Source organism: Rudanella lutea DSM 19387, from assembly GCF_000383955.1.
GTDB classification, from domain to species: Bacteria; Bacteroidota; Bacteroidia; order Cytophagales; family Spirosomataceae; genus Rudanella; species Rudanella lutea.
Genome location: NZ_KB913013.1, coordinates 4320465 through 4342355 on the forward strand (window position 1 = coordinate 4320465; position 21891 = coordinate 4342355).

Annotated in this window: 16 protein-coding genes; 5 read left to right on the plus strand and 11 right to left on the minus strand. The window is 56.6% G+C overall.

Annotated elements, in window-relative coordinates; all coding sequences use genetic code 11:
• Positions 1-258: 258 nt before the first annotated feature.
• Positions 259-1935 (minus strand): RagB/SusD family nutrient uptake outer membrane protein, encoded by a 1677-nt coding sequence (locus RUDLU_RS0117940; RefSeq protein WP_019989794.1) that lies wholly within the window; start codon positions 1933-1935, stop codon positions 259-261.
• A 35-nt stretch (positions 1936-1970) separates the two neighbouring features.
• A complete protein-coding gene (locus tag RUDLU_RS0117945) occupies positions 1971-4946 on the minus strand; it encodes a SusC/RagA family TonB-linked outer membrane protein (RefSeq protein WP_019989795.1) in 2976 nt (991 codons plus the stop codon).
• 628 nt (positions 4947-5574) lie between these two features.
• On the opposite strand from RUDLU_RS0117945, the gene RUDLU_RS0117950 reads away from it, so the two are divergent.
• Positions 5575-6579, plus strand: coding sequence for a metallophosphoesterase (locus RUDLU_RS0117950; RefSeq protein ID WP_019989796.1), 1005 nt, complete (start codon positions 5575-5577; stop codon positions 6577-6579).
• Between the two features lie 121 nt (positions 6580-6700).
• On the opposite strand, the gene RUDLU_RS0117955 is transcribed toward RUDLU_RS0117950, so the two are convergent.
• The 3 genes from RUDLU_RS0117955 to RUDLU_RS0117965 all read right to left on the minus strand — a co-directional run bounded on the left by RUDLU_RS0117955 (position 6701) and on the right by RUDLU_RS0117965 (position 9598).
• Entirely contained in the window at positions 6701-7597 is an 897-nt protein-coding gene (locus RUDLU_RS0117955; protein WP_019989797.1) for an SDR family oxidoreductase, read from the minus strand.
• Positions 7598-7637: 40 nt separating this feature from the next.
• The gene (locus RUDLU_RS0117960) at positions 7638-8330 is read right to left on the minus strand and encodes a TIGR04283 family arsenosugar biosynthesis glycosyltransferase (protein WP_019989798.1); all 693 of its coding nucleotides are present in this window, start codon (positions 8328-8330) and stop codon (positions 7638-7640) included.
• Positions 8331-8506: 176 nt separating this feature from the next.
• The gene (locus tag RUDLU_RS0117965; protein WP_019989799.1) at positions 8507-9598 is read right to left on the minus strand and encodes a BamA/TamA family outer membrane protein; all 1092 of its coding nucleotides are present in this window, start codon (positions 9596-9598) and stop codon (positions 8507-8509) included.
• Between the two features lie 135 nt (positions 9599-9733).
• Here RUDLU_RS0117965 and RUDLU_RS0117970 point away from each other — a divergent pair, with 135 nt between their 5' ends.
• Entirely contained in the window at positions 9734-10489 is a 756-nt protein-coding gene (locus tag RUDLU_RS0117970; protein ID WP_019989800.1) for a DUF547 domain-containing protein, read from the plus strand.
• A gap of 68 nt (positions 10490-10557) precedes the next feature.
• On the opposite strand, the gene RUDLU_RS0117975 is transcribed toward RUDLU_RS0117970, so the two are convergent.
• The 4 genes from RUDLU_RS0117975 to RUDLU_RS0117990 form a co-directional block, all read right to left on the minus strand.
• On the minus strand, positions 10558-11160 hold the full coding sequence (locus tag RUDLU_RS0117975) for a GDSL-type esterase/lipase family protein (protein WP_019989801.1): 603 nt from the start codon (positions 11158-11160) through the stop codon (positions 10558-10560).
• A gap of 200 nt (positions 11161-11360) precedes the next feature.
• A complete protein-coding gene (locus tag RUDLU_RS0117980; protein ID WP_019989802.1) occupies positions 11361-12674 on the minus strand; it encodes a hypothetical protein in 1314 nt (437 codons plus the stop codon).
• Between the two features lie 192 nt (positions 12675-12866).
• Positions 12867-14375 (minus strand): BNR-4 repeat-containing protein, encoded by a 1509-nt coding sequence (locus RUDLU_RS0117985; protein ID WP_019989803.1) that lies wholly within the window; start codon positions 14373-14375, stop codon positions 12867-12869.
• A 22-nt stretch (positions 14376-14397) separates the two neighbouring features.
• The gene (locus tag RUDLU_RS0117990) at positions 14398-14823 is read right to left on the minus strand and encodes a response regulator (protein ID WP_019989804.1); all 426 of its coding nucleotides are present in this window, start codon (positions 14821-14823) and stop codon (positions 14398-14400) included.
• A 205-nt stretch (positions 14824-15028) separates the two neighbouring features.
• Between RUDLU_RS0117990 and RUDLU_RS29355 the strand changes: the two genes are divergently transcribed.
• The 3 genes from RUDLU_RS29355 (at position 15029) to RUDLU_RS0118010 (ending at position 18142) form a co-directional block, all read left to right on the plus strand.
• Positions 15029-15780 (plus strand): IS5 family transposase gene (locus RUDLU_RS29355; protein ID WP_152127412.1). Its coding sequence is split into 2 segments (ribosomal slippage): positions 15029-15365 and positions 15365-15780, totalling 753 coding nucleotides; the frame shifts between segments, so codons are not numbered across the junction.
• A 265-nt stretch (positions 15781-16045) separates the two neighbouring features.
• Entirely contained in the window at positions 16046-16993 is a 948-nt protein-coding gene (locus RUDLU_RS0118005; RefSeq protein WP_019989805.1) for an alpha/beta hydrolase, read from the plus strand.
• Positions 16994-17038: 45 nt separating this feature from the next.
• On the plus strand, positions 17039-18142 hold the full coding sequence (locus RUDLU_RS0118010) for a quercetin 2,3-dioxygenase (protein ID WP_019989806.1): 1104 nt from the start codon (positions 17039-17041) through the stop codon (positions 18140-18142).
• A gap of 73 nt (positions 18143-18215) precedes the next feature.
• Here RUDLU_RS0118010 and RUDLU_RS0118015 read toward each other — a convergent pair whose 3' ends face one another.
• Together RUDLU_RS0118015 and RUDLU_RS0118020 are read right to left on the minus strand one after the other, a co-directional pair.
• A complete protein-coding gene (locus RUDLU_RS0118015) occupies positions 18216-19457 on the minus strand; it encodes a flavin-dependent oxidoreductase (RefSeq protein WP_019989807.1) in 1242 nt (413 codons plus the stop codon).
• A 4-nt stretch (positions 19458-19461) separates the two neighbouring features.
• A complete protein-coding gene (locus tag RUDLU_RS0118020) occupies positions 19462-21852 on the minus strand; it encodes a glycoside hydrolase family 95 protein (RefSeq protein WP_019989808.1) in 2391 nt (796 codons plus the stop codon).
• Positions 21853-21891 lie beyond the last annotated feature (39 nt).

Here is a 21891-nt window from a genome sequence, read left to right on the forward strand (position 1 = left end):
GCTTGCCGTACCGGGCCTTTTTGTTGACCACCTGCCCCAGCCGCCCGGCCTAACCCCCTCCTGAAAAACAGGGGGGGGAACCTTACCAGACTACCAAAGAGCCTTGAAACTTCCCTTCTGTTGGTCAAATTTGACGTTCTTTCCTCCCCCTCCTTAGTTCAAGGAGGGGGGAGGGGGGTGGTTGTTCGGTGCCGGTGTTCTTACCACCTAACCGCAGCGTCCTCGCTATAAACCAGAAACTAAAAACGATAAACCCTCTTAGTAACTCTCATTCTGTACCAGATAGCCGGGCAGGTTCGAAGCACCATCGATGGCCGTTTGCGGAATCGGGAAAATACGCTTCCGGCGGTCGTTGTTTGATTTCTCGGTCCAGGTGCCTTCGTATTTTCCGAAGCGGATCATGTCAGTCCGGCGCAGCATCTCCCAGTAAAACTCAAAGCCCCGCTCGCGGAACAGCAAATCCAGGTTCATCGACGTGAGAGCAGGCGGGGGTGTACTTGCCGTACGAGCGGCCCGCACCAGGTTCACATCGGCTAGGGCACCGGCCGCATCGTTGCTCTTGCGGAGTTTGGCTTCGGCCCGCATCAGGTACACATCCGCCAAACGAACAATCGAAATATCGGCATCGCCCAGGTTCCGGCCCGACGAAGACTTCTTGCTGAATTCATATTTCAACACCCGGAAACCGGTGCTGTAATCGCTACCAGCCACGGTAAAGTCCACACGCTCGGTAAATACCACGGGGGTGGTTGGGCGGTTGCGGGTTACGTTGAACAAGCGGCCCACGCGGTAGTTGTTGCCGCAACGTACAAACGCGCCGTTGACCCGAATCAGACCAAACTGCTGTCCACGCAGGATACCCCGGTTCATGTTGAAATCGTTGGCCGACACGCACGAGTCAGCGGGGATGTTCAGGTTTTGCTTGAAAAAGCGGGGGTCGGCGGCTGCCGGGTCGCGGGGAGCGTAGGTATCTACCCAGGTCCGGTAAAAGTCGGGCGTAATGGCCGGGCCATCGGTACCGTTAGCGGCCGGGAAAGCCGGTAGCGGAAACTGATCGCCCGAGAGCGAGAAATACGCCAGACGGTTGTGGCCGTTGAGTTCGGCCCGCTGATCCACTGCGAAAATCAACTCTTTGTTCGTGTTGTTGTCGGAGTTGAAAATCGAGAAGTAATCCCGCGCCAGCTGGTACTGCCCTGAGTTGATAATCTTGTCGCAGTACTCCACCACCTTGTCCATATCTTCGGGCTTGAAGGTAAAGTTGGTAGCGTAGCGATCGCGGTACACGGCCGCATTCAGGTGCAGCCGAGCCAGCAAACCCCACACGGCCCCTTTGGTCAGGCGGCCGGGGCCTACGTTGGTCAGCAGGTCGGGCTCAACGGCCAGAAACTCAGTTCGAACATAGTCGAAGGCTTTCTCACCCCGTAGAATCTCCGAAATACCCTGTGCATCGTCTTTGGCAAAAACCAGCCCAAACAGGTCGAGCAACACCATGTTGTAGTAGGCCCGCATCCCCCGTGCTTCGGCAATGTAGACCTTGGCGGCTGGGTCGTTGATAGTGGGCAGGGTGTTGATGGCCGTGAGCGCCCGCGAAATGCCCTGGGTCAGAAACTGCCAGGTGTTGCGGATGTTCGGGTCAGTGCTGGTAGAGGTATGCTGGTGCATAGCCAGATAAATCCCATTGTCGCCCCAGTCGGTGCCACCCCGGTAAGGCAGAATGGCCTCATCGGTCGAAATCTCCTGCAGGTTGAAGTAGTTGGTGTGCAGGAAAATATCGGGCAGACGGGCGTACACCGGAGCCAGGTTACCATCCGCAGCCTGCTTGTCGGTCAGGCCCGTTACCGACGATTCGTCCAGTACTTTTTCGGTCAGGTCGGTACAGCTATTCAAAAAGAGCAGGCCGCACAAGGCGAGCGAGCTTACGAGTATCTTTTTCATGGTCGATTTTCGTCTTAAATGGAAGGATCTCCTGCCTAAAATGTTACGTTGAGCCCAAACACAAACGACCGCGCGCGGGGGTAGCTCAGGTAATCGATACCGTACGACACAATGCCGTTGACGGTACGGTCGGTATTAACCTCAGGGTCAAAGCCATCGTATTTCGTGATGACGAACAGGTTCTGACCTGTAGCCGACAGCCGAATGTTCGACACCCAGCGGTCGAGCCCGATGCTGCGAGGGCTGAGGTTGTAGCCCAAGGCTACGTTGTTGAGCCGGAAGAAAGCCCCGTCTTTCAGGAAGCGCGTTGATACAGGAGCCGCGTTGTTGATCGACTCGTTTGCCTCGCCTACCGATGAAGCCGGGCCATTCAGACCTTTCACCAGACGAGCCCGGTAGAAGAACGCGTTCGCCGTGTTGTCGTACAGTTTGTTGCCCGACACCCCGTTGAAGTTGGCCGCCAGATCAAAGCCTTTGTACGCTACGCTGCCGTTGATGTTGAACTGACGCGTAGGCAGGGCGCTACCAGCCGCAATCCGATCTTTGTCGGTGCCGCCAATTCCGTCGCCGTCCACATCCCGGAAACGGTTCACGCCTTTCTCGTCGATACCGAGGTATTCACGCAGGTAGAACGTACCAATGGGTTGCCCGTTTACGTAGCCGTTGACCGTGGCCGACGTCAGACCCGGACCCGATGCTGACCCTGAGGTAATCACGGTGTAGGGCGAGTTGTCGACCCGGTTTTTGATAAACGTCATGTTGCCGCCGATGTCGAAGCGCAGACCGCTTTGGCTCACATACCGGTAGTTCAGTTCCATTTCAACGCCCTGGTTGGTGATGGTCATGTCGGGTACGTTGGTCCAGTAGGTCGATGCGGGCTGAATGGGGTCGGCCGGGATTACTTCGAGCAGAATCTTGCCCGATACCTTGCGGAAATAATCGAGCGTACCGGTCAGGGCACCGTTGAACAGGCCAAAATCAAGACCGACGTCGGTTTGGGTCGACAGCTCCCATTGAATGTCGGGGTTAGCGAGTCGGGTATAGGTGGTACCGGCCGGGAAGTTGGTCGAGTTGTCGAGCGGATAGCTCGTAGCGGCCGACGTGCTTGAGGTAAACAGCGCCTGCGTAATCTTTGACGGAATCTCCTGATTACCCGTTTGCCCCCAGCCCAGGCGCAGTTTCAGGTCGGAGAATGGCCCCGACTTGAGGAACTCTTCTTCCGAAATCCGCCAGCCTGCCGAGAACGACGGGAACACCCCGTACTTGTTGTTGGCCCCGAACTTGCTCGATCCGTCGGCCCGTACGGTTGCCGTAAACAGGTACCGGTCGTTAAACTGGTAGTTCAAACGTCCGAAAAACGATTGCAGCTCGTTCTGGATAGCAAAGCCGCCCGGCCGGTTGGTGGCCAGCGCCAGTTCCTGCCCTAAGCCGGGGTTGTTGCCGGGCTCAATGGGCGAAACTGGGAATCGGTTGATGCTCCAGTTGCGGCCCCGAATATCGAACTGCTGGTACGAATGACCCAACAAGGCCGAAAGGCTATGCTTGGCCCAGTTGCGGTTGTACGTGAAGTAGTTCTCAATCAGAACGTTGCGGTTGTTGCCGTAGATACTTTCCAGACGGCCGTCCTGTTGGGGCAGGGCACTCGCCAGCGACTGCAAATCGCGTGTTGAGCTGGCGTTGTCCACGCCAAGGTTCAGCTTGTACGTCAGGTTTTTGGTGATCTTGTACGAAGGCGACACACTCGCCACTACCCGATTGATGGTCGTGGCGTCTTTCTGGAGTTGCAGCGTGATGAGCGGGTTGGTAAACGCCTGATAACGCGCTGGCTGACCAGTTGTGGGGTCGTAGGCCGGATACGTGGGGTTAGCCGACAGAGCCGCGCCAATCAGACCGTCGATCGACGGACGGTCGTTGACTGTTTGCGAAGCCGTCAGGTTTACATCGAGCACCAGCCGGTCTTCCATAAACTTCTGCGACGCGTTGAACCGGCCCGTGTAGCGTTTCAGGCCGCTGCCTTTCAGAATACCTTCCTGATTCTGCACCCCTACCGAACCGTAGTACGACAGGCGCTCGGCTCCTCCGCTAAAAGCGATGTTGTGGTCCTGCGTGATGGCTGTCCGGGTAATTTCGCGCTGCCAGTCGGTCGACGCCCGCTGATCATCAACAACCCCACCAATGGCCGCTACTTCTTTCCGAAACTCGTCGGCTGTGAAGAGCGGCAGCGGGCGGGCAATGTTCGAGATTCCGACGTTCGACGACAGGGTCAGGTTGGCCGCGCCAGCCTTGCCTTTGCGGGTCGTAATCAGGATAACGCCGTTGGCACCCCGGGCCCCGTAAATAGCCGTAGCCGAGGCATCTTTCAACACATCGATCGACTCGATGTCCTGCGGGTTAAGGAAGTTGAGTGGGTTACCGGCTCCGCCCGTGCTGGAGTTGTCGAGCGGAATTCCGTCGAGCACAAACAAAGGCGTACTGCCCGTGCGTACGCCACCCGGCCCGCGAACCGTAATGTTCTGCCGCCCGCCCGGTTCACCACTCGCCGAGGTTACGTTCACACCGGCTACCCGGCCTTGCAGCAACTGCTCAGGTGAGTTGACGATACCTCGGTTAAAATCGGTGCTTTTGACCGACTTAATGGCGCCCGTCATATCCTTTTTAGTGGCGCTACCGTAACCGATAACCACCACCTGATTCAGCTCCGAAGCCGACGCCTTGAGCGATACGTTGATGGTCGACTGGTTGCCGACCGTTACTTCCTGCGATACAAACCCGATAAACCCGAACACCAGTACGGCCGAGCCCTCGGGAACAACAAGCTTGTAATTACCATTGGCGTCGGTGGTGGTACCGCGCTGTGTGCCTTTGAGCAATACGCTACACCCGGCGAGGGGTTCGTTGGTGGCGGCATCAACTACCCGGCCCGTGACCGTGATGTCGGCCACCTGACGGGTGGCTCCGTTGGGCACGGTTGTGCGTGCTGGCGGAACAGTGGCACCCTGCGCAGTGAGCAAAGGAAAAGCCAGTAACGCGCAGAGGGGTACTCTCCAGGATGAAGCCCATGGAGGAGTAGAGAATCCATACAAGTTAGACATACGGGATACTACGTTTAAAGTGCAAAATTGGCCCCGAGGGGGTACTCGATACTCAAACTTTGAGCGATTTAAAGATAAAATAATACTATGTAAGGGTAGGCGGCCTGTTCGACTTGAAATATTTTGTGGTGTGCGTAAGGGAGGAGGTGTATATGATTGATAAATGACTGTTATTCAGGTGATTACTGACTCTCATCGGTGGGTTTAGTTTTTGAGAAATTTTAAAAACTAAAAAGGGCTGTTTATCAATCGTTTACCCATTTTACAGGATCAATTTCAGTCTTTGCTTAAGTAGATGCGTGTGCCGAAACCGGAAAAATTACGATTGTAACTCGGGTTCGGTGGGTTATTTTTTTGTGAAGAACGGACCTGTATATACTCTGTTTGGTAATAATTGTCGGTTAAGTAAGGCAGTAAACCTGGCTGGTTAGTGGCCTTAGTAACGAGAGGGCAACGTACCGTTTTTTAGATCATAAAATGATAACAGGCCCGGCGGCTTTGTTCGGCTGTCAGCTAGTAATTTTGCCCATTAGCTTCTAATCCAACCATGCGGTTTCTCTCATTTTTCTTGCTTAGCGGGCTTTGGTGTGGCTTGCTGTTTGCCCAGCGCCCGGCCGACTATTCGAGCCAACAGGCTGCGGGCTATCAGTTAGGCGTTATTCCGGGACTGCAAACGCTCGATAAAGCGCTACATTTTGCCGTAGTGGGCGATTGGGGTCGGCAGGGCGAGTACCGGCAACGTGATGTGGCCCTTCAGATGGCACGAGCTATGGCGGGCCTGAGTGGTAGTTTTATTATTTCCACCGGCGACAATTTTTATCCCAGTGGCGTGATGAGTACGCAGGACCCGCTTTGGCAAAGCAGTTTCGAGCAGGTGTACACCTACGCGTGGCTTCAGGCACCGTGGTACCCGGTGCTGGGCAATCACGATTACGGCGGCAACCCCGATGCGCAGGTGGCTTATTCGGGGATCAGTCGGCGGTGGCGGATGCCGGGCCGGTATTATTCGTTTAAGAAAAGGCTGCCGGGGGGCGGCAAAGTCCTGTTTGTGTGTATCGACACCAACGGTCTGGAGCCGGGCTACTACAAAAATGAAGATTTAGCCCCGGCGCTGAGTCAGCAGGATACCACGGCGCAACTGCAATGGTTACGCCAAACCCTGAGCGATACCGACCCCGACCTGCGCTGGCGCGTGGTGGTGGGGCATCATCCGGTGTACACGGCGGGCAAACGAATCGCCGTAACGGGCCCCGTTCGGAAGGTGATTGAGCCTATTTTGAACAGGTACGCGGTAGACCTCTACCTCTGCGGACACGACCACGACTTGCAATACAACAAACCAGCCGGCCCCACGCACCATTTTCTGTCGGGAGCAGGCTCGGAGCTGAGCAACTTTCCCCACAAAACCCCCGAAAACGTATTCTACGCGGGTGTCAACGGGTTCATGACGTTTTCGATACAGGCCGACCAGTTTCTGGTGCAGGCAATCGACTACAAAGGGGAGATTCTGTTCAGCCGGGTATTGAGCAAAGCCCAAACCGCCCGGAAGTAAGTTTGTGGTTTATAGTTTGTTGTTTATAGTTTATAGTTTGTCGTTTATAGTTTTTGGTTCGAGCAAACCAACCTAAAACCATAAACTAAAAACCAAAAACTATAAACCCACCCCACCCCACCTATTCGTAAAAGTGCCGCAACCGACGCATCGACTGCCGGACAATCCAGTCGCCTAAGCGCGGGAGGTAGGTGTGCACAAACGCGATAAGTTTACCGAGCCCCGAAACCACTGTCCGCTGCCGTCGGCGCTGGATATGACTCAGAATCACCTGGGCGACCTGCTCCTGCGTTTTTTGCCAGCGCGGAGACCGGTACGCAATGGGCACGGGCTGCCCGTTGGCGTCGAGCACGCGTTTAGTCGTATCGTTTTTGGTAAAACCTAAATGTACCACCCCGATATGCAGACCCGTATGCGCCAGCTCGAGTCGGAGCGTGTGGGCCAGGTTCGAGACGGCGGCCTTACCCGCGCAATACGCTGATCCGCTCGGCATCCCGTTGAGCGCCGAAATCGACGAGATAAAGGTGACACTACCCCGCGACTCAATCAGGTAGGGCAGGGCCGCTTTGAGGGGGTACACCGTGCCGTACACATTGCTGTCGAGCACGCGTTGAAACACGTCGGGCTGCATATCGGCAAAGTACGCCCGCATTGAAATACTGGCGTTGGTAATCAGAATATCGAGTTGTCCGTAGGCATCGATGGCTGTGTCGACGAGCCGCTGACACGCATCGAACCGGGTCACATCGGCCACACAACTCACAACCGGATACCCCTCGGCCTGTAAGAGCCGCTCGGTTTGAGCCAGTCGTTCGTCCGACAAGCCATTAATGACCAGGCGAGCCCCGGCTTCGCCCAGTGCAAAGGCGGTAGCCCGCCCGATGCCCGATTCAGAGCCGGTAATAAGGGCTACTTTGCCCGCAAAGGCCGACTGGCGTGCGCCGGGTATGAGCGTATCGGTGGGTTTATGGGTGAAAGAAGGCTTTGGGGCGCTACGTTCAAGGAGGATAGATGGCATAAGAGAGCAAAAGGGACACCTGCTAAACCGAAACGGTTGGTTAGCGGTGGTTCAACATGAATTTGTAGGTGCGGGCAATGCGTTGGGGCGATACCTTCAGGAAGAACATGGAAAAAGCCGTTAGGTTCGCCAACTGCACCCGCAACCAGCTATTAGTTTCGTACTTTCGGGCCGACACCAGCACGTCTTTGGGAATAATGCGGAAGCGGGCCACCTGCCGGATACGGACAATAATGTCGAAGTCTTCCATGATTACGTACCGTTCGTTGAAGCCCCCCAGCCGGTCGAAAAGCGACCGCGTAATAAACAGGGTTTGGTCGCCCCCGCGGCTCATGAGCCCCTCAAACCGGGTGCCGTAGCTGTTGAACCGCAGCATGGGCTTGTCGGAATTGAACCGAAACCGGTAGCAACCGGCCTCGTACCCTGCCCGCACGGCCTCGGTAATGTCGGCGGCAAAGGCCGGGTTGAGCTGCACATCGGCATGCACAAAATACAGCACCTCGCCCGTTGCGATGCTTGCTCCGTAATTCATTTGGGCGGCCCGCCCGCTTGCCGGTGAGCGCCGTACCGTAGCCCCTGCCTGTTGAGCCAGCGCAACGGTCTGGTCAGAACTGCCGCCGTCAATTACCAGAATCTGGGCTACGGCCTGACCGCCATACGTGCGTACGGCCTCGACCAACGGACGGATATTGTCGGCTTCATTGAAGGTGGGTATGATTACACTAATCGTCACAGAGTATAGGTTTGTGTGTTCAATTTATTCAGTACTGGACATTCGGACTTTAGATACCAGACGTTAGACCTACTACCATTCTGTAGAGAAGTCTAACGTCCAACATCGAATGTCCAGTACTGAGTTTGGTTTATAGACATATACGGCAAAACGAGGTGTTTGGTCGTCTCGAACTCTCAAAACGCTTCGCCGATGGTCAGGTAAAACCCGGTCGATTGGCGGCCGATGCCGTAGTCGAGCCGGAGGTTGAGGTGGTCGCGTCGGTTGAGCGTGAAGCGCAGGCCACCCCCGTAGGCACCCTTGGGGTCGTCGGGCCGGAGCCAGCGTTGGGTATCGCCCAGCACCCCCACGGATCCAAATACAACGGCCCCCAACCGCCGGTAGAGGTCGAACCGGATTTCGGCCTGTAGCAGGGCCAGATTGTCGTCGCGAAACCGGCCTTCGTAATAACCCCGCATCCGTTTGGTGCCGCCCAGCAGCGAGAGCGCATTAAACGGAGCCGTGCCTATGGTGCCGCTCAGGGCGTAGTTGAGGGCCAGTACCGCGTGCCGGTGGAGCGAATGATACGACGAAACGTCGAACCCGTACCGCGTAAACCGTACTCCGCTACCCAGCACCGGGTGATGATTGAGGTACGTGAGGTCGGCCACCAACCCTTTGGTGGGAAAGAAAATTTGATCCCGCCGGTCGTAAAACAGGCCCAGCCCACCCCCCGACAGTCGGCTTCCGGTTCCACCGGGTACTGTTCCGCTTGCCAATAAGCCACCCGGCTCCACACTCGTGACCCGGTAATCTTCGTACTGATAGCGTAGCCCGGCGTAAAGCTTTCCAGCCTTCAGTTGAGGGATGATTCGCCGAAACGCATTGATCCGAATCCGGGGGAAGTCTACACCGTATAACTCCTGCCTCACTTCCTGCTGCCCCAGTCCGAAGAAAAAGTAATTGTAGCGGTAGTAGCCCACTTCGCCATTGGCGTAGTAGGTATCGCGCGCCCAAAAAAGGTTGAACGGCAGGTAGAACAGCATCTGCTTATTTTGGGTATAAGCCACGCCAAACGTAACCTGCGAGGGCCGGGAGAGGGTGTTAGTGGTGTCGGCCGGGCGGGGCCGGGCACCCAGCTGAAACGTGGCCGTAGCGGCTACACCATAGGCCAGCCGGGTTTCGGGGGTGTAATAAACCAGCGGCAGGGGCAGGAGTTTAAACCGTTTGGGCAGACTATCGGGCGGGGCCGTAAAAGCCAGAGCGAGCAGGAGAGAGACGAGGGGCATGGAGGCTGAAATCGTATCGATGCGGATATATACGGGAAACAGTAGGGGATGGGTTCATGTCCGAAAAATCAAACCATTCGGGGTCGAAACGCGTAAATAAATAACCGAAACGAATAGAAACAACAAATCAACTCCATGAACAAACGCCTGAATAGTGCCTTACTGATAGCCACGCTCGTGGGTATGGTGGCCTTTGTAAAACCCAAAACCGCACCCGTTGACCACAGCGCCTACGATCGGTTGCTAAAAAAACACGTGAATACGCAGGGCCTTGTAGATTATAAAGGTTTCAAGGCCGACGAGAAGGTATTCAACGCGTATCTGGACCAGCTAAGCAAGAATCCGCCCGCCAGTAGCTGGTCGAAAAAGGAGCAGATGGCCTATTGGATCAATGCGTACAACGCGTACACCATCCGGCTGATTCTGAATCATTACCCTGTAAAAAGCATCAAGGATATTGGGTCAAAAATCAAGATTCCGTTTGTCACCACCCCCTGGGCGGCTAAGTTTATCACCATCGGCAACGAGAAGATGAGCCTCGACAACATTGAGCACGGTACGCTACGTAAACAGTTCGATGATCCCCGGATTCACTTCGCCCTCGTGTGCGCGTCGATCTCCTGCCCGCGTTTGCGCAATGAGGCCTTCACGGCCGATAAACTCGATGCCCAGCTCGACGATCAGGGGAGCGATTTCCTGAATAATCCGGCCAAAAACAAGCTGGCCAAAGACAAAGCCCAACTATCCAGGTACTTCGACTGGTACAAAGGAGACTGGAACGACAACGGACAGTCGGTGGTGAAGTGGGTAAATCGGTACGCCAACACCAAAATCGACGCGAATACCAAGGTCTCCTATCTCGATTACAACTGGAATTTGAACGAACAGTAGGGGAAAGAGTGAAAGAGTGAAAAGTGAAAGAGCGAAAGAGTGGTTGCTGCGTTTGCTCATTCACTCATTCACTCATTCACTCTTTCACCATTAAATAGATGTCGCGCCAGTTCGGTTCGCCAAACGGCGTAACCGGCTGCGTTGAGGTGCAGGGCGTCGTCTTCGTACAACTCGGGGCGGGGTTGGCCGCTCTCGGTGAGCATAGCCGCCGACAAATCCAGAAACGAGCAGTGCGGTAACCGTTTAATTTCGGTGGCAATGGCCCGGTTAGCCGCCCGAATCGACTCGATCAGGGACCACCGCGCGGGGCTCGGTTTGATCGAGATAAACGACAACGGTACGTCGGGCAGAAACCGCTCTTTTTTCTCCATGAGGGCGCAGAAAAAAAGGTAAACAGCCTCAGGCGACTGGCCCTCGCCCAGGTCGTTGTCGCCCGCGTACAGGATGAGGGCGCGCGGGTGCGCTGGCACCACGAGCCGCTCAAAATGCCAGGCACAGGCCGCCAGCGTAGAGCCGCCAAAACCCAGATTCAAGGCGTCGATAGTCGGGAAGTGGGCGTTCAGGTCGGGCCAGAGCCGGATGGTCGAGCTACCGTAAAACACCGTACTACCGGCCGGGTGAGCCCGCACGCGCTGCTCCAATAGCGCTACCTCGTCTTCAAACAAATTCATGCAAACTAAATCACGCCCTTGCCCGAAAGGTTTACAAGCAGGCTTGTTTATCGGTTTGTGCCTTGCTGATAGAAGCCTAAGGGGTTGTTTCCGAACCACTTGCGGGTCGGGCCGGACGGTAAGAAACAGCTGGGTGGCCGTATGGTGAGCGGTCAGGTCGGGATAGCCGCACAATTCCGACCTGACCGCCCGGTTGTGAATCAGGCCGCTACCGACACGTCGGGGTTTTGGCCGAGTGAGTCGGGGGCGGCCCAGTTGAGGGCGTCCGGCCCGCCGGGGGGCAGGGGAACTTCGGTATGGGTTAACAGGTACTGTTGCCGAATGTCGTCGAGAGCGGCACGGCCCGTTTCCCACCGGCGCACAATATTGGTAAACCGGATGGTATCAGGGTGTTGGGGCTGGTTAGGGCCGTCGAAATAGTCGGTCATTCGCTCGGTCATCTGGCTTACCAACTGCTCAATGGGGCCGCTCGTAATCAGTTCGGGCGACTGCTTGGCCAGTTGGACCATCGCCCGACCCATAGCGGCTGTGTAAAACGCACAGTCGATATCCTGATGCCGAATGGGTACGCCATCATGCAGTCGTTGCAGATTCACCCCGCCATCTTCCAGAAAATCCGAAGCCGGGGGCTCGCCTTCCGGTTGCGGAAACACTGAATCGAGGCAACGCCGGAAGGTATTCCACCAGGGGGCGCGCCCATTGGGCCGGAGTGTGTCGTGGAAAATAACCCGTTGCGGCCGGTGGGGCTGTTGTGGGTTCATGAGCACGGTAGCCAGCCCCAGATGCCGGTCGTCGATGGCGTGCCGACGGTGAATCACGTAGCAATGAAGCTCTGTATCCTCTTCGGCCTGCTGCTGTTCGGTTTGTAGGCGCACCATCCGCAACGACTCCGCCATGTACCCCTCGTTGAGCACGTGGGTGGGCAAAACCGTGGCAAACCGGGCCTCGAACCGCAACTGACGGGCCAGCAGGTTCAGGGCGGTGTTGTCGGAGCGACGGGTACCAAAATAGTAGCCAATATCCTCGCGGGCTTGTTCGGGCGGGAGGTCGCTCAGCCCAATGGAGTCGCCGTAAGCGCCCTGCCGGTTGGGCGAGCTGTACCGAAACGGCACTTCGCGGTGTTCGCGGTGAGCTGCCAGGTTATAAATGCGCCGTTCGAAGGTGGCCAGCAGTGGCTCGTACGCGTCGGGTTCAAAATAGACCTCGTTGGCCGGTCGGAGCAGGTGCCGGGCCAGCGTATCGTGGCTGAGCAGCCGCTCAAGGGCGTCGTCGTGATGCTTGAAAAAGCTGCGCAACGCGCCTTGCTGCACAAAGTCCTGCAAGTTGCCCTCGTAGGCGTGTTCGGTGTCGGCAGCGGTGCCCTGCTCAATCCATTGGTGCAGAAATTGACGCACCGCCTGATCGAAGGCGTGGTTAGCCTCGGAGGCCTGTTGTTGGGTGTACGATTTATGGGAAACAGATGGGTAATCCACCAACTTCGGGGCGTCGAAGTTGGTTGGCATCACTTGAATCATTGGCAGTTGACGAGGCTGAAAATTGTTTGGATAAATGTACGAAGGTTTACGATTTATTTAGGCTACGGTTTCTATAGCTCCTATAGATTTAAAAAAAAATATGGAGCTAATTGGTTCATGGCCAGATGGGTTTTGCCGATGGGGTGAAAAACTATTTTTTTTCACCCCATCGGTATTTTCTGTCCGGCCTTTTTACGGTTTTACCCGCTCCGGCTTGGCTGTGGGGCCGGTCATTTGGGCGGGTAACCTGAATACGGCCCCGGATTTCGTCCCGAAATACAAAAATGACTCAGAAGGCTGCCGACCGTTGCCATCGGCCCAAAGCCCGTAAAAATCGGGATGTGCACCAACCGGTCGGCGGGGGTAGCTGTGGTTGCGGGGGCTGTTGCGGGTGAGGGCGCCGGTTTGTTGCCAGTGTTGCCCCTGATCGCGGCTAACCCAAACGGCGAGCTCTCCGCCGGTATTGTACGCCTGCGGGCCGGTGCCCGTAGGCCCCACAATGCGCCAGGTCCCGTCGGGTTCGCAGTAGAGCGAGCCCATGTCGTAGTTATGGTCGGAGGTGGTGACCGGATAAATAGTCCACGCTTTGCCCGTCCAGTGGGCTACGTGCCAGGTGTAAGGCCCGCTGTTGGGGCCGGGTTCAGGGCCTTTGCTCGTGATGTACAGAATCACGGGGTTGCCCTTACTGTCGTGAGCCACATCGTTGATGTACACGTTGAGCCCTTCGGCCTTGTAGTTATGTATGAGGGCTGCGTTTTGGGTTTCGCGTACCGGCAGGCTGATCCGTTGGCCACCCGCTGTTTGCCACGACTGCCCGAAATCCGTTGTTTCGACGTAGTAGAGATTGGTGCGATAGTCGAGCCCGGCCCCTTTTTCGGTGTCGGGGTGCATGTTAAACGCGGTGCCCACTTTGCGGCCGTATTGGTGGCTGGTTTGGTAGTGGCCTTCCTCAATGGCGGCAATATCCCGAATGGCCGACCACCGGATACCGTCGCGGCTGGTGATGTAACCAATGGTTCGGCGGGGTTTTTTCGGACCGTATTTAAGCATACCGCGCTCGTAGTGGGTCATCAGATGCAGAAACCCCCGGTCGGGGTCGTAGTGGCTCTGGAGGTACGAGAAATTGTCGAACGGGACAAGGCTATCGCCCTGCATCCGGGTCGCTGGCACCCGCTCAAAGGTCGTGATGTCGTATGGTTTCCGGCTCCGATGGATCAACGATGGGCGTTCGGTGCCGTGTGAGGTTGAAAAGAGCCAGATGTAGCCTTGCCGGTCAATATTGAGTACCGGGTTATCGTGGGCGTCGTCGGTCTGTTTGTCGAGTACAATTGTGGGTCGTGACACCGTGCCGGTGCGGTGGTCAAATACGCCAACTTCGTGGAGCAGGCTCGGCCGGGGGCTTTTGGAGGCTCCGCCGAAGCAGAAAAACGTTTTCTGAACGGCTGGGGCATATACGGCGAATGGGTGGTGGTTGGCCGGATAGGTGGCAAGACCCCCGCTGTATTTGTATGCGTACTCGGTTTTGAGTGGCCCAATGTGGTACCAGATGCCCCGGTAGCCGTCGTCGGGTTGGTTGAGGGTAGGAATCGGTTGCGCAAAGGCACTGATGCCCGCAAGCAGGCTAATCGGGAGGGTAAGGTGTTTGAGCATATCCGTAAAAGCACCGCCCGACCCGTACTTAACGGCTTTTAAATGTACCAAAGCGTGGTTTGCCCCGACACGCTCAGGAGGGCAATGTGTTACCGGGTAAATAGTGTTTCACCAACTGGCTAATCATGACCTTCAGTTGGCCGTAATCGGTGGGTTTGGTCAAAAAGTGGGTCGCGCCCAGGGCCTGCGCCCGTTCCTGATCCCCATCTGTACTGGAAGTGGTAAACAGAATGATGGGCAGGTCTTGCCAGGCAACGGTCCGCCGAACCTGCGCCAGCGTTTCGAACCCGTTTTGCCGGGGCATGTTGATGTCGAGCAAAATAAGCCGGGGTGGTTCGGGGGCGTTGGAAAGTTCGGGCAGCACCTCGTCGCCGTCGTTCAGGATTTTGAGCGGTATGGAGGGTGTGTGTTGTTCAAACGCGGTGTAGACCAGAAACTGGTCATCCTGATCGTCGTCGACGAGCCAGACATTAGGGGATTGACTGGATGGAGAAAGCATGTGGAGTGGTTAGAACGTATGGAAGGTACCCGGGAGCACCCAAAAAAGAGAAACGCCGACTGAATGAAGTGCCGGGCCGGAGCCGACTAATGGGGTGCGCGAAGAGGTGGACTGTATGGTTGGGCGACGTTTGCCCGGGAATGCCTACGTCTTAGAGTGTGTGGACAATTAGGATAAACTTACCCAATCCTACGATCTTTGTGGCATGAGACGCTATGAGATCACCGAGCAGGAATGGACTAAAATCACCCCTCTTCTACCAGGACAGGCAGGCTCAGCAGGCCGAAAAGCACTCGATAACCGCTTGTTTATCAACGCCGTGCTCTGGATTGCCCGCTCGGGTGCGCCTTGGCGCGACTTGCCTGAACGCTTCGGCAATTGGAACAGCAACTACCGACGATTTCGGCGCTGGGCTCAGGCTGGGGTGTGGAAACAGGTCTTTGATGCCCTGCAAGAGCCCGACCTGGATTGGGTAATGATTGACTCGACAACGGTGCGAGCTCATCAACAGGCTGCTGGGCAAAAAAAAGTAGTCTCCAGCAACAAGCATTAGGCCGCTCACGGGGCGGCTTGACCACAAAAATTCATGCTCTGGTGGATGCCTTAGGCAATCCTATCCGCATTGAGTTAAGTCCTGGCCATGCGGGTGATGCGCCTTGCGCAGCCACCTTACTGGCTGACTGTGAGGCTTTTGCTGTGATTGCCGATAAGGCTTATGATGCCGATTGGTTGCTGGAAGGGTTGGCCCACAACGGTTGTGACGCGATCATTCCCTCCAAAGTGAATCGGGTGGAGCAGCGGGTAATCGATGAGAATTTGTACGCTGATCGCAACAAGATTGAACGCTATTTTAACCGCTTGAAACAGTATCGCCGGGTAGCAACTCGCTACGAAAAAACAGCCAGCAGCTTCTTGGCGATGGTTCATCTGGCTTCAAGTATGATTTTGTTGCTCTGATTGTCCACACACTCTAATAAACAATCAAATTTAACAAGTAAATTGTTAAGAAACAAAACTGATTTAAGTGTCTATTAGTGTGGGCCTGGACAGGCAAAAATTGTAGACTGGCTTAGGCAGTTCGAAGGTACCGGCTACGCCTGTCGTTCACCACTATACGTGCCTGAAAATAAATAGATTCTTATTTAACGAACCTGGCGGGCGAGCATGGTGGCAGCACCGCGCTCCGGGTAGGTATAACGGCCGCCATTTGGCTTTATAGGGTATGAGATTTGTACTTACCCTGGCGTTGCTGGTTAGCGCACTGGGTGCCGTAGCCCAACATAAACCTGTGAACTTCGACAAAATTGCCATTCAATCATCGCGGTACTGGCTGGACCTCGATTACGTGGGCGACAATCTGGTTGGCCACAAATTAGACATTCACTTGCCGCTGAACGGCAAAGCACCGTACCCCGTGGTGATCTGCATTTATGGCAGTGCCTGGCGGTCGAACAGCTGGAAAGCCAATTCGTTTAAAGACGGCATTGGGCAGCGGTTGCTCGAAAAAGGGTATGCCGTGGCCAGTATCAACTACCGGTCGAGTAGCGATGCCGTTTTTCCGGCTCAGATTCACGACGTGAAAGCTGCTATCCGGTTTGTGCGGGCCAATGCTGCGCAACTGGACCTCGACGATTCGTTTGTGGCCATTACGGGCTGGTCGTCGGGTGGGCATCTGGCCGCTATGGCCGGGACAACCAACGGTCTCAAAAAGACAACCGTGGCCGGGCTGGATGTTGATCTGGAGGGAAATCTGGGCGCATTCACGGGCGTTAGCAGTCAGGTCGACGCGGTGGTTGACTGGTTTGGCCCCACCGACTTTCTGATTATGGATAGCTGTGGGAGCACCATGTCGCACGACGACGCCCAGTCGCCGGAGTCGGTGCTGGTAGGCGGGCCTATTCAGCAGAACAAGGAAAAGTGCGCGGTGGCCAATCCTATCAGCTATGTGCGCAAAGGCAACCCGCCTTTTCTGCTATTTCACGGCGACAAAGACCCGCTGGTACCGCCCTGTCAGAGCGAGAAGTTGTTTGAAAAACAACAGGCAACGGGTGTCAAAACCGAGCTGGTGCTGGTACCGGGTGGTGGGCATGGCCCCGGCGTCATGATCGACCCGTATTTTGATCAGATGCTCCGCTTTCTGGACACGCTCCGCGCGAGCCGCAAAAAGTAAACCGACAGACAAGCAGCCCCATTTTTAGCCATTCACCGAACCACTATGTCGTCTGAACCCCAACTAACCTCTGCCGATTTGACGGCACTCTACCAAAAAGGCGCCGAGATGCCCGGCGGCCTGTCGGCTATTCAGGCCGTGACCCCGCAAAATGCTCTGCCGGGCCAGAAAATCCCGTACTACCTGCTCAACGGCTCCGGCGACCGCTACCTGGTTGGTGGGCTGGTGGTGAGCCAATTGGCCCGCCCGGCCGATACGGGTAATCTGTTCGAGTGGTCGGTGCTGACCGGCGGCAAAGGGGCCACGCTGCCCATGCACACGCACGCGCACACCCACGAGGTGATCTACGTACTTGAGGGCGTGGTGGAACTTTGGCTGAACGGCGAACACCATTTGCTGGTCAAAGGCGATTTTGCCAGTATTCCGCCTACGGTACCGCACGGGTTTCGGATGGATACGCACCGCAATCAGCTGATTTCGATGACGAGCGAAGATGGCCTGTCGTTATTGTACTCGACGTTAGGAGTGCCTTACACCGGCCATGTGCAGCCGGGCGATGCCGTGGCTCCGTTGGCGGCCGAGGTTATGCAACAGGCTGAGCAGGTGGCTGATATTCGGTTTACGAACGAGCCCCTCACGGGCGACTCGCCCCGTCGGGTAACCAACGCGCAATTGCCCGGTGCGGTGGTGCCGTATGTGTTGGCAGCGGGCGAGGGTGATCGGTACACTATTGGTGATCAGTTGTTTACGGTGCTGAGCGACAACGCCAGTACCGCCCATAAGCTTTTGGTGGTAGGTACCGAGGGACCGGCCGGGCACATGATTATCAAGCACTTTCACCAGAAACACTCCGAGTCATTTTTCTGTGTAGATGGGCAAATGGCGATGTGGGCCAACGGCTCCCTGCTCGACCTGAATCCGGGCGATTTTCTGTCGGCTCCGGCCGGTACCATTCATGCGTACCAGTTCAAAAGCCCGTACACCCGCATTGTAGGTATGCTTACGCCCGGCATTTTCGAAGATTTCTTCCGGTCGGCGCACCCGTACACCGATCACGTGTACCCCCAAGCCCCGACGCCCGGCCCGAACTTCGCGAAAATAAGCCAGCTTGATCTGGTCTTTGTCGAACGACCGGGACCACCGCAGTAAATGAGTGAATTGGTGAAAGAGCGAAAGAGTGAATTGTCGATATGGCGCATCACTCTTTCACTCTTTTACTCTTTCACTCTTTACCATTGAGCGTTTCTTTGTCAAAGCCGGCAATTTGCCGGTAGCTGTCCATCACCTGTTTCAGCTCTTCGTACGGAATAGCCTCGTCGGGGTGGGCGAATCCGTCGGGGGCGACTTCTTCCATCATGTCCAGAATCTGATCAGGCCCTTTTTGGCGGTTTTGTAGCACCACCCGTGTGGTGGCCGGCACGCGTTCCCGGTCGTAGGTCTGGAGAGCCGTTGGCGCGTCGGGTTGGGTGGTCAATGCCTGCGTGAGGGCTTCGGCGTCCAGAATAGCCTGCGACGCCCCGTTGGAGCCAATCGGGTACATGGGGTGAGCCGCGTCGCCGAGCAGCGTGACCCGCCCGAATGTCCAACGGTCGAGCGGGTCGCGGTCCGACATCGGAAACTCGTAAACCGAAGGCGCACCGGCAATCATGGCGGGCACGTTGAGCCAGTCGAAGTGCCAGTTCTGGTACAGATTCACCAGCCGGTCGGGGTCGGCCTGCCGGTTCCAGTCGCGCACGGTCATAGCCGTTTCGGGCTCCCAAAGATTAGCCACCCAATTGATTACCTGCAAGCCTGTTTCGTCGGGTTCGCCAATGGGGTAGGCCACCATTTTTTGTTTCAGGTGGCCAATCATCACCATCGAGCGGCCGTTCAGAAAGGGCTTCATGCGAGTGGTACCCCGGTATAGCACATTGCCCGAAAAACGGGGCTCGGTTTCGGTCGGGTACAGTTGTTTCCGTACCACCGAGTGAATACCGTCGCAGCCAATCAGCAGGTCAACGGTGTCGGTTGTCAACACGGTGCCGGTAGCCCGGTCGGTAAACGTAGCGGTTACGTTCTGTTCGGTTTGGCTGAACGAGGACAGATGGTGACCCAGCCGCACGGCATCCGGCCCGATTCGGGTCAGCACTTCGTCGTAAAGCATTTCCTGAAACCGCCCGCGATGCACCGAAAACTGCGGCCACCGGTAGCCCGCGTGGCGACCACGGGGCTCGTGCCAGAACAGCTGCCCGTGTTTGTTATAATACCGCAGGTCTTCGGTTTCGACGGCTATCCGGGCAAGTTTCGGGGCCAACCCCAGGTTGGTGAGTACCCGAACGCTGTGGGGCAACAGATTGATACCCACCCCAAGCGCCCGAATAACGGACACCGACTCGTAAACCTGTACCCTAAAGCCAGCCTGATGCAGGCAGAGGGCAGCAGTTAGCCCACCAATCCCCCCGCCGATAATGCCTATTTTCACCATTCGTTTAGAATCGGTAAACGCGCTTCTCGCCTTTTTTCAACACAACCGGCTTCGATTGGCCCTTGTACCGCAGCGTGGCCCGACCACCCTGTCGGGCCTCTACCGTTACCTGATCCAACCGCCCGGCTTTCCAGTTCATGCTGATGTTGTAGCCACCACGGGCCACCAGCCCACCTACGGCTCCGTTGGCCCAGCTCGCGGGCAGGGCCGGTAGCAGGTCAATCAGCACCCCGCCTTCCGGGGTTTCAACATGGCTTTGCAGGAGCATTTCGGCAATGCCGGCCGTGGTGCCGAAGTTGGCATCCATCTGAAAGGGCGGGTGCTGCCCAAAGAGGTTGATAGAGGTGCTTTTGGCACCCACTACGTCCAGACTTGCCTTCGCTTTTTCGGCTTCACCCAGCCGCGCGTACTGACTCACGAGCCAGGCGGCACTCCAGCCCGTATGCCCGCCCCCGTTGGCAATGCGGTAGTCGAGCGATTTCCGAACGGCATCCATCAGGTCGGGCGTTTGCACGGCGTTGATCTGATGACCGGGGTGCAGCGCAAACAAGTGCGAAATATGTCGGTGGCCGGGCTCGGCTTCTTTAAACGGCTCGGCCCACTCCATCAGTCGTCCGTCGGCCCCGATCTGCGGCCCGGCCAATTGCCCCTGAGCCTCGGCAATGCGCCGGGTCCAGCTATCCGAGATGCCGAGGGCTTTGGAAACCATCCCAAAATCATGGAACAACTGCCAGATCACCTGCTGCTCGTGGGCGGGTCCCATGCTAATCTGACTTTTGCTGCCATCGGGCGCAATAAACGTGTTTTCGGGTGAGCCTGCCGGGCCCGACACCAGCTTGCCCGTTTGCGGATGCACCACCAGCCAGTCCATGTAAAACTCGGTGGCCGCTTTCAGTACGGGGTACATCTGCCGCAAAAAGGCTTTGTCCTGGGTGTAGCGGTAGTGTTCGGCAATGTGGCTGCATAACCAGGCAGTAGCCCCGGTGTGCATTCCCCAACTGGCCTGCTCGCCGGGGGCGGTGTAGCCCCAGACGTTGGTAATCGGGTGCATCACCCAGCCCCGCGCGTGGTAGTGAACACGGGCGGTCTCGGCACCGGGTGTGGTGAGCGAACGCAACAGATCGAAAAACGGCAGGTGTAGCTCCGACAAATTGGTTACCTCGGCCGGCCAGTAATTCATCTGGATATTGATGTTCGTATGGTAGTCGCCATTCCAGGGAGTCTGGATTTTATTACCCCAGATGCCCTGCAAATTGGCGGGTAGTGTGCCGGGCCGCGACGACGAAATGAGCAGATACCGGCCGTACTGAAACAGGAGTTCGTACAGGTGCGGGTCGTTGCGGTTGGTTTTGAAAGCCGCCAGCCGTTCGTCGGTAGGTTGGGTGTCGTTGCCCGAAAACAGAGTAAATGTGGTACGGTCGAAATAGCGCCGGTAGTCGGCCAGGTGGTCATTCAGGAGCCGGGTGTAGGGTTTCTGGATGGCCTGTTGCAGCGTGCGGGCCGTAATACTCACCTGATCGCGACCGCGGTAGGTGGGGTGTTGCAGCTTGTAGTCGGTGGAGGCCGTCAGATACAGAATCACTTCCGTGGCTCCGCTGACCGAAATCCCCGCATCGGTGTAGGCTACCGTGCCACCTTTATTCTGGGCCTTGAGCCGGGTCATGTAGGCCAGTCCGTCGCCCCCTTTGCCGTCGGAAAGGTTGCCCGCCATAATCAGCTGATTATCGGCTGTGTAGGTACGGAATCGCTCAGGTCGCCACAGCCGGGCCTTAAACGACAGCGCACCGGGTTTGTCGGCGGTGAACCGGATAGCCATCACCTGATCGGGGTAGCTCACAAAAGCTTCGCGGCTAAACCGAACCCCGTTTTGGGTGTAGCGGACCCGGGCCACGGCATCGTGCAGGTCGAGTTCACGGTAGTAGTCGGTATAGGGGGCTGTGCTGGCAAAATCGAGATACAGTTCGCCGAGGGTCTGAAAACTGCCGTAAGGTACCTTGGTTCCGTTGCCGTTGCCGGAGCCTGCCCCCTTGCTGATCTGGGTTTTGTCGGTCAGCTCGGTAGCTTCTTTATATTTTCCGGCGTACAGGAGTTTTCGGATTTCGGCCTGAGCCGCAAACGAGTTAGGGTTGTTATTGTCGTCGGGGCTCCCCGACCACATACTTTCTTCGTTGAGCTGAATGCGCTCGCTGTTTACATCACCAAACACCATTGCCCCCAGCGACCCGTTGCCCAGCGGTAGGGCCTTGAGCCATTCGGGGTCGTCTTTCCAGCCTCTATCGACATCGGCTATTTGCGCGTTGGCGGGTGTTTTGTACCAGAGTTTGAGCGGTGGGTGGGGTTGGGCCAAAGCCGTTTGGGCCAGAAATAGGGCCAGAAACAGGAAGCAGGTACGCATGAGTGTCGGAAAACGGCCGTTTTGAGGCCGGTAAAGAGT

Bases quoted from the DNA above. Each gene is read 5' to 3' on its own strand.
- RUDLU_RS0117940 (WP_019989794.1), bottom strand. From the start codon at position 1,935: ATGAAAAAGATACTCGTAAGCTCGCTCGCCTTGTGCGGCCTGCTCTTT.
- RUDLU_RS0117990 (WP_019989804.1), bottom strand. From the start codon at position 14,823: ATGCTTTCTCCATCCAGTCAATCCCCTAATGTCTGGCTCGTCGACGAC.
- RUDLU_RS0117950 (WP_019989796.1), top strand. From the start codon at position 5,575: ATGCGGTTTCTCTCATTTTTCTTGCTTAGCGGGCTTTGGTGTGGCTTG.
- RUDLU_RS0117970 (WP_019989800.1), top strand. From the start codon at position 9,734: ATGAACAAACGCCTGAATAGTGCCTTACTGATAGCCACGCTCGTGGGT.
- RUDLU_RS0117965 (WP_019989799.1), bottom strand. From the start codon at position 9,598: ATGCCCCTCGTCTCTCTCCTGCTCGCTCTGGCTTTTACGGCCCCGCCC.
- RUDLU_RS0118020 (WP_019989808.1), bottom strand. From the start codon at position 21,852: ATGCGTACCTGCTTCCTGTTTCTGGCCCTATTTCTGGCCCAAACGGCT.
- RUDLU_RS0118010 (WP_019989806.1), top strand. From the start codon at position 17,039: ATGTCGTCTGAACCCCAACTAACCTCTGCCGATTTGACGGCACTCTAC.
- RUDLU_RS0118015 (WP_019989807.1), bottom strand. From the start codon at position 19,457: ATGGTGAAAATAGGCATTATCGGCGGGGGGATTGGTGGGCTAACTGCT.
- RUDLU_RS0117955 (WP_019989797.1), bottom strand. From the start codon at position 7,597: ATGCCATCTATCCTCCTTGAACGTAGCGCCCCAAAGCCTTCTTTCACC.
- RUDLU_RS0117975 (WP_019989801.1), bottom strand. From the start codon at position 11,160: ATGAATTTGTTTGAAGACGAGGTAGCGCTATTGGAGCAGCGCGTGCGG.
- RUDLU_RS0118005 (WP_019989805.1), top strand. From the start codon at position 16,046: ATGAGATTTGTACTTACCCTGGCGTTGCTGGTTAGCGCACTGGGTGCC.
- RUDLU_RS0117980 (WP_019989802.1), bottom strand. From the start codon at position 12,674: ATGATTCAAGTGATGCCAACCAACTTCGACGCCCCGAAGTTGGTGGAT.